This is a genomic window from Haladaptatus sp. SPP-AMP-3, assembly GCF_049568665.1.
Lineage (GTDB): Archaea > Halobacteriota > Halobacteria > Halobacteriales > Haladaptataceae > Haladaptatus > Haladaptatus paucihalophilus.
This window is the reverse complement of the sequence record NZ_CP145897.1, coordinates 2,911,766-2,928,131: the sequence shown is the minus strand read 5'-3', so window position 1 is coordinate 2,928,131 and position 16,366 is coordinate 2,911,766. Positions and strand designations below refer to the sequence as shown.

Sequence of the window (16,366 nt, the reverse complement as noted above, 5' to 3'; positions counted from 1 at the left end):
GGTCGTCGCCGCGGCGATTTCGACCGGTCTACTCCGAGCCTTGCATACGGGTGTCGAGTCGGTCTGCGAGCGCACCGGTGACGTCGGTGAGATACGCGGTTCCCCACACCGCGGTGACGAGGCCGCCAGCGGTGTCGAACAACAGGTCGAGCATCGTGTCTTCGAGGCCGTACTGTGTGAGGACGGCTCTCCCGCCGAGAATACTTCCCAATCCGCTCACCGCGAACTCCGTTACTTCCCAGATGACGCCGAACGCGACGACGAACATGAGGATGAAGACGAACATGAAGCGGGGCGGAAGGTACACGTCGGGATTGTGCGCGTCGAGCGCGCGGACGGTCGCGTAGCCGACCCCGGCGACGAGGGACGCGGAGAGCATGTGGGTCACGTGGTCCCACCACCAGACGTTCTGGTAGGGGCCGAGGGTTCCGACCGCATGTAGGAAGACGGCGGTGGTGATCCACAGCGTCAGTCCCGCGTCCATCGGAATCTGGTAGTCGCGTTTGAGTACGGCGGGGACGAGCGTGATTGCGAACGCCAGCGCGCTATTTATCATGATTCCGAGGTTCCCTCGGTCCATACCGACGAAGAAGATGCCGACGAGGCTCAACTCCATCAGTCGGGTCAACTGCCGTTGGCTGTGCTCGGAGATGCCGAGTCGTTCGCGTAGTTTCATCGGAGTTGCTCCCGGATGTCGACGGGCAAGCGCTCCTCCGCCGGGATGACCCGTCGGAAGTACAACTCGAAAACGATTCCGGCGAACGCGCCGACAACCGTCGCGTAGACGAAATCCCACATCAGTCGGTACTCGCTGCCGAGGAACTGAGTCCCGAGGTACACGTCCGAAAGCCACTGAACGACCGCCCAGACGCCCGCCGTCGCTATCGTGGCGATGACGACGAAGAGGACGGCGAACCAGTGTGTCATCCGAACGGGCGTGAAGACGTGCAACTCGACGGCGACGATGAGCGCCAGCGCGGCCACCGACAGATAGGTCGCGACTCGCGTCGTGAGCGCGAGGGTTGCGAGTTCCCGTCCGAGGACGGGGAGGGCGGCGAGCACGAGCACCTCCCACGGAAGCATCGCCTCGGTGTTCCGGTAGGACACGGGCGGGACGAGCGCGAGCGCCGCGACGGCCCCGGCGAACAGCGCCCACAGCAGGTCGTCCTGCAACAGACTTCCGGCCGCGACGATGAGCAGGAACCCGACGAGTAGCCACGCCAGTCCGGCGTTGACTCGCTTGTCCTCGACGAGCGCGTCCAACTGACTGACCCGCTGTGCCATGCGAGGGGGTACGGTCGGGGGCCGTAAGAATGGATAGGTAACGAAGGACTCTGGTTGCGGAACGCGACAGTCAGGTGAAGAACAATTAGGCGAAGATGAAGAGCAATTAGGCGAAGAGATACATTCCGGCGTACGCGATGACCCCGAGCGTCACCGCGGCCATGCCGGTACACAGCCACGCGGCGGGGGTGCGAACGGGACGGAAGCGCACGGGGGGAAACGGTCGTTCGGGGTGGAGTTGCGGGCCGACGCCGACGGCACCGACCGCGAGCACCGAGAACACGAACTGGTAGGACACTGAGAGCGTCGGTGCGGGAATCACCAGCGCGGCAAGCGCGTATCCGGCACCCAGCGCGGCGCGGGGATGGACGTGTTCGCGCAACTGCTTTCGAACGTCTCCGACGCGAAGGTGGAAGTACACCGAAACGGCGAACCACGCCAGCACCAGTTCCAACCCGAAGATGGCGAGCAGGTTCAGCGTCGGGTCGGGGAGCAGCGTGATTCGGGAGTGAAGCAGCGTCACGTCGAGCGGATAGAAGAACTGCGGCGGCGCCCCCGTGAACACGTCGCCGAAGGGATGGGACGCGAGTCCGAAGACGACGGCGAGCAACAACGCACCCGGACCGAGGTCGGTGCGCGAGTCGGCGACGAGCGCGGCGACCGTCCCGACGACGACGAAGACGAGCATGACGCCCGCGCCGAGGAGGCCGCTCGTTACGAAGGCGACCCAGACGAGCGCCGAAAGCAGGCCCGCGGAAAGCGACTTTTGCCACCAGTTCCGCGTCGCCAGGACGAACGCGGGACCGGCGATAGCGGCGACGACGAGCGAGTGAGTCACGGCGCGATGGACGAGGTGTGAACTACCCCAGAACGCGGCGGTCATCTCCCAGACGCCGCCGAACCCCGCCTGTGCGAGGCCGATGACCGCGTAGGTCATATCGACGTCCGGAACCGTAGCGAAGACGCCCGCGATGACCCCGAACGCCAGCGCGCGCTCCGTGGACCAAAATCGCTGGGCGACGAGCGCCGCGAGCCCGAAGGCGAGCAGCGCGTGGCCGACCATCATCGAACGCAACTTCGCGTTCAGTCCTCATAAGCTTCTTCCCGACCGCGATAATGGCTGATGTTAACCTATATCATGAATCCCCGACCCATCGGTCCTTCCGGACGGCGAGCGTCGCCTCACTGGGGTCCCGCGCCTCGTCGTTGGACGGTTTCGATACCCTTCGAGAGGGACTCTATCGCCCGGTCGAGGACCTGAACGGTGTCCATCACGGGGGGATAACGATACCGTCGTAGCTCATCACGCGCGTCGAGGAAGGCGTTCAGCATCACGGTCCCGACGTCGATGCGTCGATACTGGTTCCGCGACAGCAGTTGGACGCCGAGGTGCGCGATGTCGGCGATATCCCGACAGGTCCGCGCGCACGTCGCCAACTCCGGTCCGCGCTCGATGCACTCGTTGGCGCACCACTCAGCGGTCGTTTCGAGTTTCTGGAAGTCGTGGAGCACCATCTGAACTTCGCTCGTGAGGTGGTCCTCGAACTTCGGCTTCGGACCGGCTTCCCCTCCCATTCCGCGGCGTTCGGACCGTTGACTCGTCCCCTGTCGGGTCCGCGGTTGCTGGCCCATCGTCCCGTGCGACCGTGGCGTTGGCTGTCGTCGGACGGGGGGTCCCCCGGTCGGTTGCGGTCCTCGTTCGAACGATTCCTCTCGTGGTCGTCGATACCGTTGTGTCATGGTCGTTCTCCGCTCCTCGTCGGAGCGGTTGCCCTTCACTCGTGGTCGGGATAAACCGGACCGACCGTTCGAAGGCGACCGCGGCCGACCGTTCGAGTAGAAAGATGGAATTGGTGCCGGGTATGGTCCGTTTCGGCTCGGGAACGCACCCTTGCGACGACCGAAAAGTGCGAGTTAGAACTGCGATTGCTGCGTGGGAATCCCCTGCTGGGTCGAGACTCCCCCCTCCGTCGTCTGGAGTTTGTCGAGCAATCGGTAGGTAGAATCGACGGCTCGGGAAAGAACGGACGCACACTCTTGACAGTGCGCGTTCTGGTGTCGCATACACTCGCTCGCACACTCCTCGGCCGCGGTCGCGAACACTTCCGCGAGTTCCGGTCCGAAGACGGAATCGCGGGCGATGAGCTTCGTGTTCAGCGTTCCGAGGTCGGCAACGTCCCGACAGAGCCGAATACACTCGGCCATCTGCGGTCCCTCGTCGATACACTGGTCGGCACACCAATCACAGACTTTCGCGGCCTTCTCGAAGTCTTCGAGTGCGACGCGCATCTCGCCCGGCAACTGATCGTCGAACTGGCCGCCAGGTTGTGTCATTTGCTGGCCGCCGCTCGTGCTCGTCCCCTGCCCCATCTGCTGGCCGACTCCCTGCTGGGAGATTCCCCGTTGGCCATACTCCTGTGGGGCAGTCTGCTGGCCGCGTTGCGGTGGAATCCCGCCTCGCTGGCGGGCGCCCATTCGTCCGTATTCCTGTGATTGTCCGTACCGACCGCCACTGATCCCCGCTTGCGAGTGCTCCATGGGTCCCTCTTGTGTCATATGTATTCCTCCGCCCAGCAACGAACTGGGCTATCCCCGCATACAGCGATAGACCGAATAAACAGAGGCGACCGTTTCGACCGTTCGAGAAGTATTTGTTGCGAGAAACGCCCCGTTGCGCGAATCAACGGGTCGTTGGGTACGGGATGCCGCGAAGGCGGGATTTTTGTCACCCCGAGTGCTACGGGGCGACATGGAGAACCCCACGGTAGGCGAGTTGACACCGCCGGACAGAACGCTGATGGGTCCCGGCCCGAGCGAAGTACACCCCCGCGTGCTCCGGGCGATGAGCACGCCGTTGGTCGGCCATTTAGACCCGTCGTTCATCGACATCATGAACGAGGTTCAAGACCTCCTTCGATACACCTTCAGAACGGAGAATCAATGGACCATTCCCGTGTCGGGGACCGGTTCCGCCTCCATGGAGGCCGCTATCGGCAATCTGGTCGAACCCGGCGACACGATGTTGGTTCCGACTAACGGCTACTTCGGCGGACGGATGGAGTCGATGGCGAAGCGAGCGGGCGGGGAGGTCGTCCACGTCGATGCGCCGTGGGGCGAACCCCTCGACCCCGCCGACGTGCAACTGGCGTTCGAGGAACACCAACCCGATATCTTCGGCTTCGTCCACGCCGAGACGAGCACCGGGGTGGTTCAACCCGACGTTTCCGAACTGACGAGCATCGCTCACGGCCACGACGCGTACGTCATCGCCGATTCAGTCACGTCGCTCGGCGGCGTCGAATTGAAGGTGGACGAGTGGGACATCGACGTGGCCTACTCCGGGCCACAGAAGTGTCTCTCCTGCCCGCCGGGAGCGAGTCCGCTGACGCTCAACGACCGCGCGATGGAGAAGGTGCTCTCCCGCGAGGAAGCCCCGCGTTCGTGGTACCTCGACCTCTCGCTCCTCGAAGGCTACTGGGGCGACGACCGGGCGTATCACCACACGGCACCCATCACGAACGTCTACGCGCTCCGCGAGGCGCTCCGCCTCGTCAGCGAGGAGGGCATCGAAGCGCGCTGGGAGCGTCACCGCGAAATCGCGGGCGCGCTCAAGGCGGGCGTCGAGGCGATGGGACTCGAAATGAACGCGCCCGAGGAGTACTGGCTCCCCAGCCTCAACGCCGTTCGCGTCCCCGAGGGCATCACGGACACCGACATCACGAGCTATCTGCTCGACCAGTACGACCTCGAAATCGCCACCGGACTGGGCGATTTGGACGGCGAAATCTTCCGTATCGGCTGTATGGGCTACTCCGCCCGCCCCGAAACCGTCTCGTATCTCGTGAGCGCGCTCGGTGACGCGCTCCGGGAACACGGTGCGGACGTGGACGTGGAAGCCGGACTGGCGGCGACCAGCGAAGCGCTCGGACGGTAGGGCCGACGAAATCGCTTTTTATCGCGCCCGGACGGGACGACCAGCCGCCGCTTAGCGAAGTTTCCAAAACGCCTTGTACGCGGTCTCGGCGTCGAGGAAGTTGAACACCCACCGGAGCGGTGCGGTCCCCGTCTCGACCTGATAGGCGAGTTCGCCGCGATGAGAAGCCCCGGCTTCGATGTCGGAGTTCTCGTTGACCGGACGTTTCAGCGCCGAACTCGCGCTGATGTCGGCCGTGTACGCGAGGCCGGTCCCGGACTTCGCGCGCATCTGGAGGAGCGTCGAGACGAACAGCCGTTCGTCCCCGTCGTTCGTTATCTCGATGTCCGGGACCACGAACTCGTACCCGTCGTCGGCCTCGATGAACTCGTCCAGTTTCTTCGTCGTTCGGACGCCGTGAACGACGACGGAAACGCCGTCGCGTGACGCTTCCGTTCCCTGCGACAGCACGGCGTCGCCGAGCGACTGTTTCAAATCTGCGACCGAGTCCGCCGTTTCCGCGAGCGAGACGGTGATTCGTTCGAACTCGAAGCGGCTGAACGACTCGAAGTCGAACCGAAGCGACAACCCCGACGCGCTTTTCGGCACTTCGAAGACGACATCGCCACGGACGACTTCACCGGGCGCGAGGACGCCGGTCTTCATCGGATGTCGGGGGGAACTGAACGAGGGGTCGTAACTCTCGTTCGACCCGCTCTCGAGGGTTGCGTGGAGGAAGTCGTCGAGGTCCACGTACGTGCCGCTCGTATTTTTGACCGCCATCCGGACGATGACGAACGTGTGACCGTTCCGCGCCTCGCGGAACTCGCTTCGTTTCCCCTCCCGTTTCACTCCGCGGACGACCATCGCAAGGGAGTCGTCCTCCACGACCGTTCCGACCGGAACGGTCGTCGTCTTTGTGGGCTCCTCCGTCCCATCTGCCGACTCCGTTTCGGCACCCGTGGACGCCCCCGTCTTCGACCGGTCGGTCCCGTCGCGCGACGAAGTGGTCGTATCCGTTTTGTCGCGTCCTTCGCTAGCACAGCCAGCGAGCGCCATGGCGGCGCTCGACGCGATGAACGACCGTCGCCCGACGAGACTTCGTTTCTCCATGAGAGTGAACCCGCGTCTCGCCCGTTAAAAGTACGCGCTATCGGGACGACACGTTCCGAAGCGACACGAGCGCCCGTCGGACTTCCGGATGTGACCCCTACCGTATTTAGGCCCACCTAAACTCCGAAACGACTATAATGATTTAGGCGAGCCTAAAACCATGAAGCGAAACGAAGGACGGACACGGCGAACGGTTATCAAAGGAACTGGAGCGGTCCTGGGAGGCGGTCTCCTCGCTGGCTGTACCAGCGACGGCGACTCCGGGTCGTCACCGACGGACACGACGACGGGAAGCGAGGGCGAATCCACGACCGCGACGGAGGAGACGACCACGACGGACGGACCGTACTCCGTCTCGATGGCCCCAGTCGGCGAGGTGGAGTTCGAAAGCGTCCCGAAGACGTGGGTCGCCAACAACGGCAGCTGGGCGGACATGGGCATCGCGCTCGGCCTCGAACCGCCGAAAGCCGTCTGGATGGCGAACCGATACCACACGCAGTACTACGACGCCATCGACGGCCTCTCGGTGGACAAAAGCGGCATCAAGTCGCTGTATCAAGATGGCGTCAACAAGGAGCTGTTCTACCAACTCGACGCCGAGGTGCACGTGATGGACCCCAACTTCCTGATGAACCGGTTCAAGGGATGGGAACAGAAGGACGTGGACGAAATCAAGCAGAACATCGCGCCGCTGTTCGGCAACTGCATCTACGCCCAGCACTATCCGTGGCACGAAGACTACCGGTACTACACCCTCATGGAGGGCTTCGAAAAGCTGTCGAAGGTGTTCAAGCGACACGACCGCTACGAGGCGTTCGAGAAGCTCCACGCCGACTTCCAATCCAACATCTCCGACGTCGTTCCGAAGAAAAGCGAGCGCCCGTCGGCGGCCGTCGTCTGGGGCGTCGGCGACCAACCGACGAAGTTCTACCCCTACATCATCGGGGAGGGGACCGGGTTCAAACACCTGAACGACCTCGGCGTCAGCGACGCGCTGGCGAAAACGGACGTGAAAGACTTCCACGGAAGCCGCGGTTCCATCGACCTCGAAACGCTCCTGAAAGTGGACCCGGAAGTCCTCCTGCTTCGCGCGTACGAAGGCAAGAGCCGAAAGGAGTTCGAGAACACCGTTATCGAGTTCCTCGAAAACGACAAGACGGCGAGCAAACTCACCGCCGTCGAGAACGGGGACGTCTACCGTGCCGGCGGCCTGTACCAAGGCCCCATCACGAACCTCGTCCTCACCCAACGAACCGCCAAACTGCTGTACGGCGTCAAAAATCCGCTTTACGACTCCCAGCGCGTCGTGAATATCGTCAACGGCGACTTCTGATACCCTCCGCTACTCCGAGTCGGCCGGTTTCGGCGCCGTTTCCATCTCCTCCGAATCCGTGTTCCGCGTGACGTGGCCGTACTTCAGGAGCGCGACGAAGAACACGCCGCCGACCGCGTTTCCGAGGGTCGCGGCGAGGAGGAAGCGACCGTAGTCGAACGCGGTGATTTCGGGAGAGAGGAACAATCCCATCAGCACTTCCACGTTTCCGGCGATGGAGTGTGGCAGATGGGCGAGGCCGATGGCCGTCGTGACTATCCAGATTATCAGCACCCTGCTGACCGTGTCCCGCGCGGCGGTGACGAGCCACGACAGCAGTCCCATGAGCCACCCCGCGAAGACGCCGCTCCCGACGAGGACCCAGAAGTCGTGTTTGACCAACGCCCCCGCGATTTCGGCGAACGCCGCCGCGTGGGCGATGCCGAGTTTGGGCGCGATTGCGACGGCGAACGCGGCGAAGACCGCACCGCCGAGGATGTTCGCCACGAACACGACGAGCCACAACCGGCCGAGCGACACGAGGGATGCCCGTCTGTCGAGGACGGGAAGCACCGCGAGCGTCGTGTGTTCGGTGAACAGTTCGGACCGGCCGAGGATGACGAAGATGAACCCGATGGAGTACATGTTCGCCATGAGTAGTTCCGTGACCGGTTTCGGGAGGGACCCGCTCATCAACCCGGTCATCACCGCCATGAGCAACGGTCCAAAGCCGATGTCCAACCCCGCCGAGAGACCGGACAGGAAGAGACCGCTCGCCGGGCGCTGTAGCTCCGCGAGACCGATGTTTATCTGCTCGACGAGGATGTTCTCGTACGATTTCAGTCCGTCGGCTTGGTCGGTGGAGGATGAGGACGATGCCATAGGAGAACGTGTCCGTCGTGTGTCTGCCAGTAGAAGCAGACGGCAAAAGCAGTTGTGGCCCGCACGTACCCGACAGAGCGCCGTCGGTGGGGTTCTCCTCCCGTCCCGCGGTGACCGGATGGCGTCCGACCCGAGTACCGACTACTCGAATCGCTTCCGGACGCTCTCGGCGTGGGCGTCCAGCCCTTCCGACTCCGCTAGCGTCGTAATGGTCTCCGAGAGGGTATCGAGCGCGTCCTCGTCCAACCGCTGAACCGTCGTCGAGCGGAGGAAGGTATCGACCGACAGGCCACCCGTGATTTTCGCCACGCCGGTCGTCGGTAGGACGTGGTTCGTCCCCGAGGCGTAATCGCCCGCCGCGACGGGCGTGTAGGGTCCGAGGAAGACGCTTCCGGCGCTGTCGATGCGCGAGAGGAGGTCTTCGTCGTTTTCGGCCTGAATCGACAGGTGTTCCGCGGCGTACTCCTCGGCGAAGAGGAGCGCCTCGCTCATGGAGCGCGCGACGAACACCCCGCTGGCGTCGTTGTCGAGCGCCGCTCGAATCACGTCCTCGCGTTCGCGTTCGCCCGCCTGCTTCTCGACCTCTTCCGCGACTGCCTCGGCGAAATCGGCGTCGTCCGTCACCGCGACGGACGAGGCGTTTTCGTCGTGTTCCGCCTGCGCAACCACGTCGCTGGCGACGAACGCCGGGTCCGCCGAGTCGTCGGCCAGCACGAGGAGTTCGCTCGGTCCGGCGAGGAAGTCGATAGCCACGTCGCCCTGCACTTCGGCCTTCGCCGCCGTGACCCACTTGTTGCCGGGACCGACGACCTTCTGCACGCGGTCTATCTGCTCGGTTCCGTAGGCCATCGCCGCGATGGCCTGCGCGCCCCCGACGCGGTACACGCGGTCCGCTCCCGCGGCGTGAATCGCGGCGAGCGTGATGTCGTTCTGCGGCTCGCCGGGCGGCGTGGCGACGGCCACCTGCTCCACACCGGCCACCTTCGCCGGGATGACGCCCATCAGCGCGCTGGAGGGGTACGCCGCGGTGCCGCCGGGTGCGTACACCCCGACGCGCTCGATGGGGCGGAATCGGCGTCCGAGTTCCCGCCCGCCGAAGTCCGTCCGCCAGTCCTCGGGCAGTTGCGCCTCGTGGAACTCGCGGATGTTCGCCGCCGCGTCCTCGATGGCGTCGCGCACCTCGTCGTCGATTTCCTCGTAGGCGCGCCCGGCGTCGTCCGTGATGTCGATGTTGCCCACCTCCACGCCGTCGAACTCGCGGCAGAAATTCCTGACCGCAACGTCGCCTTCCTCACGCACCTTGTCGATGATGTCGCGCACGTCGCTCCGCACGCCCTCGATTCCGGCGTCGCGGTCGAACAGCGCCCGCCGCTCGTCCGGCCCGAGGTCGGCTATCGGCTTCGGTTTCATGGACGGGGTTTCGAAGCGGGCGGAAAAACACGTTGCGCTCTCGGACGGCGAAAGACGTTGGGACCATTCTCCGAATACCTCAACGAAACCTCGACCCCGACGAAGTGGCCACTATCGAATCGGTCGTCGTCAGAAGTGTTGCGAGAGCCTGTGTAGGCCTGCAGTTTGCGAGGGAAGAACGCTCTGTGCGGTCTTCCTGCACTCGTGTGAGTGCGAGGGAAGGGAGTTGAACTACGTCCAGACGAAACGCCTAGTCTCATTCAACGCCCTTCGTTCGCAGTCGCGCGCTTCGTTGCTTGCGCGCGGACATGCGAGGGAAGGGAGTTGAACCCTTGGACCTCTACAGGAGCGGATCTTGAGTCCGCCGCCGTTGGCCGGGCTTGGCTACCCTCGCACGCAGTTTGTATTGCATCGTGCGGGTGTTAAAACGTTGCGAATCGAGAAACGACACTCCTTTTCCATGTCGCCCCGCCTCTCGAACCATGACGAACGTCGAATCCCGCCTCGAACTGGCGGAGCGCGCCGCGACAGCGGGGAGCGAAATCGCCGCGGACGGCTTTCGAAACGGTCTGGCGGTCGAGACGAAATCGAACAAGACCGACGTGGTGACCGAAGCCGACCGGAACAGCCAGCGCCGCGTCATCGAAGTTATCCGGAACGAGTTCCCCGAGGACGCCATCGTCGGCGAGGAGGAGGACGCGCTGAAGGAGGTCCCGCCGGAGGGCGACGTGTGGGTCATCGACCCCATCGACGGGACGAACAACTTCGTGCGCGGGATTCCGCTGTGGACGACCAGCGTCGCCGCGGTGCGGGACGGGGAAGCCGTCGCCGCCGCGAACGTCTGCCCGGCGCTCGACGACGTGTACGCGGCGGACGCGGACGGGGCGTACCTGAACGGCGAGCGAATCACGGTCAGCGACCGCACCGACCCCGAAACGTTCACGGTCTGCCCGACCGTCTGGTGGGACTTCGACCGCCGCGAGGAGTACGCCGCAACGGCGAAGGGCATCGTGGAGCGATTCGGCGACATGCGTCGCTTCGGCTGTGCGCAAATCGTCCTCGGGATGGTCGCCAGCAGCGCGCTGGACGGAACCGTGACGAACATCGTTCCGAACCCGTGGGACACCGTTGCGGGCGCGTTCATGGTTCGACAGGCGGGCGGCACGGTGACGGACATCCACGGCGAACCGTGGACGACGGAGAGTCGCGGACTGGTCGCTTCCAACGGCGAAGCGCACGAGGAAGTGCTCGCGGCGGCCCGCGATGCCGAACCATACTACGGAAATTAAACGAACGAATTTTATAATCTATATATTGCAAGTAGACCGACCGCGGTGTGTACAATTATTTAGCGGTGGGGATTCACCGTAGCGATATGAAACTGGATGACACGGACCGTGCCATTCTGAAAGCCCTCCAAGCGAACGCCCGGACACCGTTCAGCGAAATCGCGCGACAGATAGACATGTCCAGCGCGACGGTGCACGACCGCGTTAATCGCATGGAAGAAGCGGGCGTCATCACCGGCTATCACGCCACCGTGAACCCGAAAGAGGTCTCGCTCGGTATCTCCGCGTTCGTCGGTCTCCGCGTGGAGCAGGGGCGCGAGAAGGACACGCTCAAACGCCTCGAAGGAATCGACGGGATTCAGGAAGTTCACCTGACGACCGGGTCGTGGGACGTGATGGCGCGGGTGTACGCCGAAGACGCCGACAGCCTCCGCGAGTTGATGTTCGACAACATCGCCCAGATGGACGGATTCGCCCGCTCACAGACGATGGTCGTCCTCGGGTCGCCCTACGAGAGCGAGGAACTCCCCCTCGAAATGGGTCTCGAGGAGTGACAAGACCGGAACCCTAAAACCCGCTCGCTTCGGTTCGTGCGATATGGACACAGCAAGCGAGGAAGCCGACAACGAGCGCCTGTGGATGGGGGCCGTCGCCGCCGCCATCGTGGCGCTGGTCGGCGGCGCGCTCGCGTTCCCGAAACAGGTGTACGACGGCTTCATTTGGCACTACTTCTGGGGTCCGGTACTGGCCGACGCGAACAACGCCTCCTGTGCCGTCCGTGACGGCGGCACGACGAAGTACATCTACGACGCGGCGACGTGCGCGACGGCGCCGGGTCCGGTCGCGGAACCCGGCTACACCCTCGTCTCGGAGGTCGGCTACGCGGTCACGCTCATCGTCGCGCTGATGGGCGTCGTCTATCTCCTCCGCCGACTGAACGTCGGACAGGAGCGACGCCTCTTTTACGCGCTCTTCCCGTTCATGCTCTTCGGCGGCGCGCTGCGCGTCGTTGAGGACGCGAACGACGCGCTCGGACAGGCTGGCCAGAGCGCGATTCCCTTCCCGTGGAACACGCTCATCATCAGCCCCATCATCTACTTCACCGTCTTCGCCATCACGCTCGCCGCCCTCGTCGTGAGCGTCGCCCTCGCCCGCCGCGGTGTGGTCGAGGACTACGAATATCCGCTCGCCGGAATCGGCACGGTCGTCCTCGCCGCGACGGTCGGCTATCTGGTGATGTTGGCGATGACGACCCAAACAGTCAGTTTCTACCCGCAGATGCTCGTCGTCGTCCTCGGGGGCGCGACGCTCGTCACCGCCGTCGTCTGGTGGGCGGTGAACCGATACGCACCCGAAATCAACGCCGGAACGGCCGCCATGGGCGCGGTCGTCATCTGGGGGCACGCCGTGGATGGCGTCGCAAACGTCGCGGTGCTCGACTGGGCGGGCGCGCTCGGCCTCGCCGGGCAGTACGGCGCGAAACACCCCGTCAACCGAGCCATCATCGACATCACGACGAACGTGTTCCCGGCGTCGGTGACGGACGTCATCGGGACGGCGTGGCCGTTCCTCTTCGTCAAAATCGCCGCCGCGCTCGCCGTCGTCTGGGTGTTCGACGAGCAGATATTCGAGGAGAGCCCGCGCTACGCCATCCTGCTCCTCATCGCAATCGTCGCGGTCGGACTCGGGCCGGGAACCCGCGACATGCTCCGGGCGACGTTCGGAATTTAGTCGAGTCGTTCCAACGTCGATTCCGGGAAGTACCGGTCCCCACAGTTCCGGCACACCGCCGCTTCGACGCGCTGCGCGTTCAGATGGTCCACGGAGACGCTTTGTTTCGACAGTGACGACCCGCACGTCGCACACGAGAGGTCGAACTCGGTCGTCATACCGTCACCTCGCTGAACGTGTAAGTGGAATTATGCACTATTAATCACCCTCTATGTCGTGAGTTACGAGTAGAACCAATATAAAACCCTTGCGTCTCGGTAGCACGAGTCTAGCGACGTTCGGCCGTTCGCGTCCGATTTCGTTCGCCGTTCGTCGCTCGGTTCCCGTTTCTCGTCGTCCGTTCGAAGTCAGGGATACGGATGGGGTTCCCGGTCGAGACGCGCGTCGAAGCCGAGTTCGTCGGGGACCGACCGCGCGCGCTTCCCGAAGAACGCTTCCCCGGTGAACAGCGGTTGTCCCTCGGGAGCGAGCACGCGAACCGCTTCGAACCCGAGCGACGCCACGTCGCGCGTCGTCACCCTGGCACTGTACACCGAAAGGGCCTCGCTCGCCCGTGCGACGACCGCTTCCAACTCCGCCGTTCCGTCCGACACCGGCGAACCGACGCTGGAACTCGGAATCGTCGTCTCGGGCGTGACGAAGCTCCGCGCCGACTCGGGGAACGACGCGTACCGGGCGATGGACCCCTCCGCCTCCGCGGCGTCTTCTTTCCCCATCAACTTCAGTTCCGTCCAGTTCTGGAGCGCCTCCGCGAGCGCGGAGCGGGCCGCCGCGTCCGGGTCCAAATCCGCGCCCGACCCCACCGCGAACTTCGGCCACTCCCCGTCCCGGTGAACGGCGACGGCGACCACGGGAACGTCGATGTCCTGCGTGACGAGCAGGGCAGTTACGTCCAACTCCTCCGCGCGTGCTCGCTTTACCAACGTCTCGAACCCGTCGTCCTCGACGTGCAGTCCCAGCGGTTCGAACGAGGAGTACCACGCGAGCATCGTCGCGTCGCGTTCGATGACCTCGTACAACCCTGATAGAATCGCCTCGCCAGTCGAGTTACCCAACCCCAAACCGGTGGTTATGGCGGGCTTGAACCGCACCGACGGCGGCGGGAAGTGGACGAACTCGGCCGGAAGGTGGACGAGTTCGCCGGTCGCCAGATTTCGCCCCGACACCCACGCGAGTTCGTCGTCGTTCGCGTCGGGCCATCCGGCGGGCCGCACGAACTCGGCGGGCGACACCGCGTTGCCGAGATCGGACGGTCGCGCCACCGCGAACTCGTCCTCGCGGTAGACGCCCGCACAATAGCGTTCCATTCCCTCGCCCAACGCCTTCATCAGCGCTTCGTCCCACCCGTCGGCGACCCCCGCCGACTGTCCCGGTGCGCTCGCGTCGCTGAACCCGCTCGTGTCCGTAACGGTCGCCAGATAGTACGGAACGGGAAACGACGACACCTCACCGAGCGACCGGATGACGCCGAGGCGCTCGTCCAGCGCCAGTTCGGCGTGGGAAACCGCCTCGTCCAGCGTCCGCTCCTCGTACTCGATGCCGAGCGTTCGGTCCCGCGGTTCCCCACACGTCGGGCAGTTCGGCACCGGAAGCAGCCGTCGTTCCGCGTGCGGGAGTTCCGTGACGCGGCCGAGTATCGCCGACTCGCCACCCGCCGCGAGCGTCGCTGCCTCCCTCCCGGCGACCGCACCGGCGAACCGTTCGGTGACGGCATCGTACTCGGCGGTTTCGGGAGCGTCTCCTCCCGCACCGTTGGCTTCCTCCGCGTTGGCCGCGACACGCGCACGCAAACAATCGAAACAGGCGGTTTCCGGGGCAAAGCCCGAAACGGCGGCGTCCACGTCGGAACGCGGTCGGCCACCCACGCCGCCGAGTTCGACCGCAATCCACGGAATTTCTGCCCGATTCGCGCGTTCGAAGACGGATGCCCCCACCTCGTCGATGACGACGGCGAAATCGGCATCGCCGATGGAATCGACGTCGAGTTCGGTGACGGTTCCGTCCGCGTCCGAAAGCGCCGACGTGACCGCATCGGCACCGGGACCTCGACCGACAACGCCCAGCACGGTGTTCATGCACGGGACGAGACGTGCAGATGGCAAAAGTACGGCGGATAGCCGCCGCTCGGAGATGAGAAAAAACGGGAAGAACTGCGCTTAGTTGAGGATGCTCTGTGCGACGCCAGCGAGCTGGTCGGTGTCCGCGTTCTGAAGGTCGTCGTTGGCGAGCTTCAGGCGGAGACGCGGGCGACCGACGTCGATGGGGACCTTCTCGGTACCGATGAGGCCCATGTCCTCGAGCTTGGTCTTCGTGCGGGAGAACGTCGCTTTGCTTGCGATGCCGACGTCCTCGCCCCACTTGCTGATGTCGTAGAGCAGCGCCTCGTTTTTGGCCGCGACGAGGAGGCTGATGGTCACTTCGTCGAGACCGTCGCCGTCACCGCGAGCGGTTTCGAGCGAGGAGAGGACGCTGTTGAAGTCGTCTTCCGCCTCGGGGCTGATCTCTTCGCCGAGCGTCTCGCGGACGCGCGTAATCGGGGGCGTACGGAGCGAGAAGTCGCTCGCATCGTCCCAGAAGTCAGTGTACGTGCCGTAAGCGGCGTCCACGAACTCGTCGTCGTCGGAGGTCAGGCCGCCAACGCGGTCGCCCGCGGTGACGAGTGCGATGACGACGTCCTCGGTGACGAGGAGCGAGTTGCCGGAGGAATCCTCCGTCGTGCGCAGCGTGAGCGCGCCCTCGTCGATGAGGTCGGCGGCGTTGCTGGCGATGATGAAGTCTTCCATGACGTCTTTGAGGGTACCCTCGTCCGCGAGCATGCGCATCTCGGGGAGGTCGCCTTCGTACTCCGTCGCGGCATCGATAAGGTCTTCAATCGCGCTCGCGGATGGATTCACGACGAGCATGACGTCGGGGGCTTGATCGATCACCGTCTGAAGGATCTCGTGGACGCTTTGGTTCAAGAGGTTCGATTTTGTTTCCATAGTGGGACGGACGAGATTCATCTATTTAATTTTAACGTTCGAAATCAACGGAAATCATAGGTTATGTAGCATGAACAATTAGTCAACGTCGTAATTATAACCGGCTATTTTGTATAATACCACCCTGAAGTCCGAAATCTCTTCAATGAACGTGAATTTCGGAGCTTCGCCGCGAGAGTGTTCAGAACGCACAATATCGGCCTCTTTTCCGTCCGTCAAGCGTTGCCGAACGACGATAACGGCATAATTCCGTCGAGTAAGTCCTAATTACCAATTCCATATTGCGTGAACAGTCCGAAAGAATGAAGTGAGAATGTGAAGTATCAACATGCATCATGCGGTCTAAAATTCGACAGTGGCTGACGGAACATCCACGGATGATCAACGCGGCATTCGGCCTGATGTTCGTGACGACGATTTATTCCGGAGGAATCTTTTCGCCGCTATTACA

At 63.7% G+C, this 16,366-nt stretch carries 16 protein-coding genes and 1 tRNA gene; 5 read left to right on the top strand and 12 right to left on the bottom strand.

The genetic code is table 11. The features are described 5' to 3' along the window. Nucleotides 1-28: 28 nt before the first annotated feature. The 5 genes from V5735_RS15970 to V5735_RS15950 all read right to left on the bottom strand — a co-directional run bounded on the left by V5735_RS15970 (nt 29) and on the right by V5735_RS15950 (nt 3,840). Entirely contained in the window at nt 29-676 is a 648-nt protein-coding gene (locus V5735_RS15970) for a hypothetical protein (protein WP_423744410.1), read from the bottom strand. After that, nucleotides 673-1,284, bottom strand: a complete 612-nt coding sequence (locus V5735_RS15965; protein ID WP_423744409.1) for a hypothetical protein — start codon at nt 1,282-1,284, stop codon at nt 673-675. The genes V5735_RS15970 and V5735_RS15965 overlap by 4 nt, the downstream gene beginning before the upstream one ends. 106 nt (nt 1,285-1,390) lie before the next feature. Continuing rightward, the gene (locus tag V5735_RS15960) at nt 1,391-2,350 is read right to left on the bottom strand and encodes a metal-dependent hydrolase (RefSeq protein WP_423744408.1); all 960 of its coding nucleotides are present in this window, start codon (nt 2,348-2,350) and stop codon (nt 1,391-1,393) included. 116 nt (nt 2,351-2,466) lie between these two features. Beyond that, complete coding sequence (locus tag V5735_RS15955; protein ID WP_423744407.1) at nt 2,467-3,024, bottom strand: hypothetical protein; 558 nt, start codon at nt 3,022-3,024, stop codon at nt 2,467-2,469. Nucleotides 3,025-3,198: 174 nt separating this feature from the next. Further along, nucleotides 3,199-3,840: a four-helix bundle copper-binding protein gene (locus V5735_RS15950; RefSeq protein ID WP_423744406.1), complete on the bottom strand. Its 642-nt coding sequence runs from the start codon at nt 3,838-3,840 to the stop codon at nt 3,199-3,201. Between the two features lie 193 nt (nt 3,841-4,033). Between V5735_RS15950 and V5735_RS15945 the strand changes: the two genes are divergently transcribed. Then, nucleotides 4,034-5,218, top strand: a complete 1,185-nt coding sequence (locus V5735_RS15945) for a pyridoxal-phosphate-dependent aminotransferase family protein (RefSeq protein WP_423744405.1) — start codon at nt 4,034-4,036, stop codon at nt 5,216-5,218. 51 nt (nt 5,219-5,269) lie between these two features. Here the strand turns inward: V5735_RS15945 and V5735_RS15940 are convergent, their stop codons facing one another. Further along, the gene (locus tag V5735_RS15940; protein ID WP_423744404.1) at nt 5,270-6,310 is read right to left on the bottom strand and encodes a DUF4352 domain-containing protein; all 1,041 of its coding nucleotides are present in this window, start codon (nt 6,308-6,310) and stop codon (nt 5,270-5,272) included. 160 nt (nt 6,311-6,470) lie between these two features. Here V5735_RS15940 and V5735_RS15935 point away from each other — a divergent pair, with 160 nt between their 5' ends. After that, nucleotides 6,471-7,643, top strand: coding sequence for an ABC transporter substrate-binding protein (locus tag V5735_RS15935; RefSeq protein WP_423744403.1), 1,173 nt, complete (start codon nt 6,471-6,473; stop codon nt 7,641-7,643). Nucleotides 7,644-7,652: 9 nt separating this feature from the next. Here V5735_RS15935 and V5735_RS15930 read toward each other — a convergent pair whose 3' ends face one another. The 3 genes from V5735_RS15930 to V5735_RS15920 all read right to left on the bottom strand — a co-directional run bounded on the left by V5735_RS15930 (nt 7,653) and on the right by V5735_RS15920 (nt 10,308). Continuing rightward, nucleotides 7,653-8,504 carry a formate/nitrite transporter family protein gene (locus V5735_RS15930; protein WP_423744402.1) on the bottom strand — a complete coding sequence of 284 codons (852 nt, stop codon included), beginning with the start codon at nt 8,502-8,504 and terminating at the stop codon, nt 7,653-7,655. A 141-nt stretch (nt 8,505-8,645) separates the two neighbouring features. Beyond that, on the bottom strand, nt 8,646-9,914 hold the full coding sequence (hisD, locus tag V5735_RS15925; protein WP_423744401.1) for a histidinol dehydrogenase: 1,269 nt from the start codon (nt 9,912-9,914) through the stop codon (nt 8,646-8,648). Between the two features lie 309 nt (nt 9,915-10,223). Beyond that, a tRNA-Leu gene (locus V5735_RS15920) sits at nt 10,224-10,308 on the bottom strand. Between the two features lie 88 nt (nt 10,309-10,396). Here V5735_RS15920 and V5735_RS15915 point away from each other — a divergent pair. From V5735_RS15915 to V5735_RS15905, 3 genes are all read left to right on the top strand, one after another. Beyond that, nucleotides 10,397-11,203, top strand: coding sequence for an inositol monophosphatase family protein (locus V5735_RS15915; protein ID WP_423744400.1), 807 nt, complete (start codon nt 10,397-10,399; stop codon nt 11,201-11,203). A gap of 86 nt (nt 11,204-11,289) precedes the next feature. Further along, complete coding sequence (locus V5735_RS15910) at nt 11,290-11,757, top strand: Lrp/AsnC family transcriptional regulator (protein ID WP_007977744.1); 468 nt, start codon at nt 11,290-11,292, stop codon at nt 11,755-11,757. Nucleotides 11,758-11,800: 43 nt separating this feature from the next. Beyond that, nucleotides 11,801-12,934 (top strand): DUF63 family protein, encoded by a 1,134-nt coding sequence (locus V5735_RS15905; protein ID WP_423744399.1) that lies wholly within the window; start codon nt 11,801-11,803, stop codon nt 12,932-12,934. Here V5735_RS15905 and V5735_RS15900 read toward each other — a convergent pair. The 3 genes from V5735_RS15900 to tbsP all read right to left on the bottom strand — a co-directional run bounded on the left by V5735_RS15900 (nt 12,931) and on the right by tbsP (nt 15,915). Beyond that, nucleotides 12,931-13,092, bottom strand: a complete 162-nt coding sequence (locus V5735_RS15900) for a DUF7479 domain-containing protein (RefSeq protein WP_007977747.1) — start codon at nt 13,090-13,092, stop codon at nt 12,931-12,933. The two genes, V5735_RS15905 and V5735_RS15900, sit on opposite strands and share 4 nt — an antisense overlap. A gap of 189 nt (nt 13,093-13,281) precedes the next feature. Beyond that, a complete protein-coding gene (locus V5735_RS15895; RefSeq protein ID WP_423744398.1) occupies nt 13,282-15,009 on the bottom strand; it encodes a YcaO-like family protein in 1,728 nt (575 codons plus the stop codon). Nucleotides 15,010-15,090: 81 nt separating this feature from the next. Continuing rightward, nucleotides 15,091-15,915 carry a transcriptional regulator TbsP gene (gene tbsP, locus V5735_RS15890; protein WP_423744397.1) on the bottom strand — a complete coding sequence of 275 codons (825 nt, stop codon included), beginning with the start codon at nt 15,913-15,915 and terminating at the stop codon, nt 15,091-15,093. Nucleotides 15,916-16,366 lie beyond the last annotated feature (451 nt).

Excerpts from the sequence above, each read along its gene's own strand:
- V5735_RS15970 (WP_423744410.1), bottom strand. The coding sequence starts at position 676 with ATGAAACTACGCGAACGACTCGGCATCTCCGAGCACAGCCAACGGCAG.
- V5735_RS15965 (WP_423744409.1), bottom strand. The coding sequence starts at position 1,284 with ATGGCACAGCGGGTCAGTCAGTTGGACGCGCTCGTCGAGGACAAGCGA.
- V5735_RS15960 (WP_423744408.1), bottom strand. The coding sequence starts at position 2,350 with ATGATGGTCGGCCACGCGCTGCTCGCCTTCGGGCTCGCGGCGCTCGTC.
- V5735_RS15955 (WP_423744407.1), bottom strand. The coding sequence starts at position 3,024 with ATGACACAACGGTATCGACGACCACGAGAGGAATCGTTCGAACGAGGA.
- V5735_RS15950 (WP_423744406.1), bottom strand. The coding sequence starts at position 3,840 with ATGACACAAGAGGGACCCATGGAGCACTCGCAAGCGGGGATCAGTGGC.
- V5735_RS15945 (WP_423744405.1), top strand. The coding sequence starts at position 4,034 with ATGGAGAACCCCACGGTAGGCGAGTTGACACCGCCGGACAGAACGCTG.
- V5735_RS15940 (WP_423744404.1), bottom strand. The coding sequence starts at position 6,310 with ATGGAGAAACGAAGTCTCGTCGGGCGACGGTCGTTCATCGCGTCGAGC.
- V5735_RS15935 (WP_423744403.1), top strand. The coding sequence starts at position 6,471 with ATGAAGCGAAACGAAGGACGGACACGGCGAACGGTTATCAAAGGAACT.
- V5735_RS15930 (WP_423744402.1), bottom strand. The coding sequence starts at position 8,504 with ATGGCATCGTCCTCATCCTCCACCGACCAAGCCGACGGACTGAAATCG.
- hisD (WP_423744401.1), bottom strand. The coding sequence starts at position 9,914 with ATGAAACCGAAGCCGATAGCCGACCTCGGGCCGGACGAGCGGCGGGCG.
- V5735_RS15915 (WP_423744400.1), top strand. The coding sequence starts at position 10,397 with ATGACGAACGTCGAATCCCGCCTCGAACTGGCGGAGCGCGCCGCGACA.
- V5735_RS15910 (WP_007977744.1), top strand. The coding sequence starts at position 11,290 with ATGAAACTGGATGACACGGACCGTGCCATTCTGAAAGCCCTCCAAGCG.
- V5735_RS15905 (WP_423744399.1), top strand. The coding sequence starts at position 11,801 with ATGGACACAGCAAGCGAGGAAGCCGACAACGAGCGCCTGTGGATGGGG.
- V5735_RS15900 (WP_007977747.1), bottom strand. The coding sequence starts at position 13,092 with ATGACGACCGAGTTCGACCTCTCGTGTGCGACGTGCGGGTCGTCACTG.
- V5735_RS15895 (WP_423744398.1), bottom strand. The coding sequence starts at position 15,009 with ATGAACACCGTGCTGGGCGTTGTCGGTCGAGGTCCCGGTGCCGATGCG.
- tbsP (WP_423744397.1), bottom strand. The coding sequence starts at position 15,915 with ATGGAAACAAAATCGAACCTCTTGAACCAAAGCGTCCACGAGATCCTT.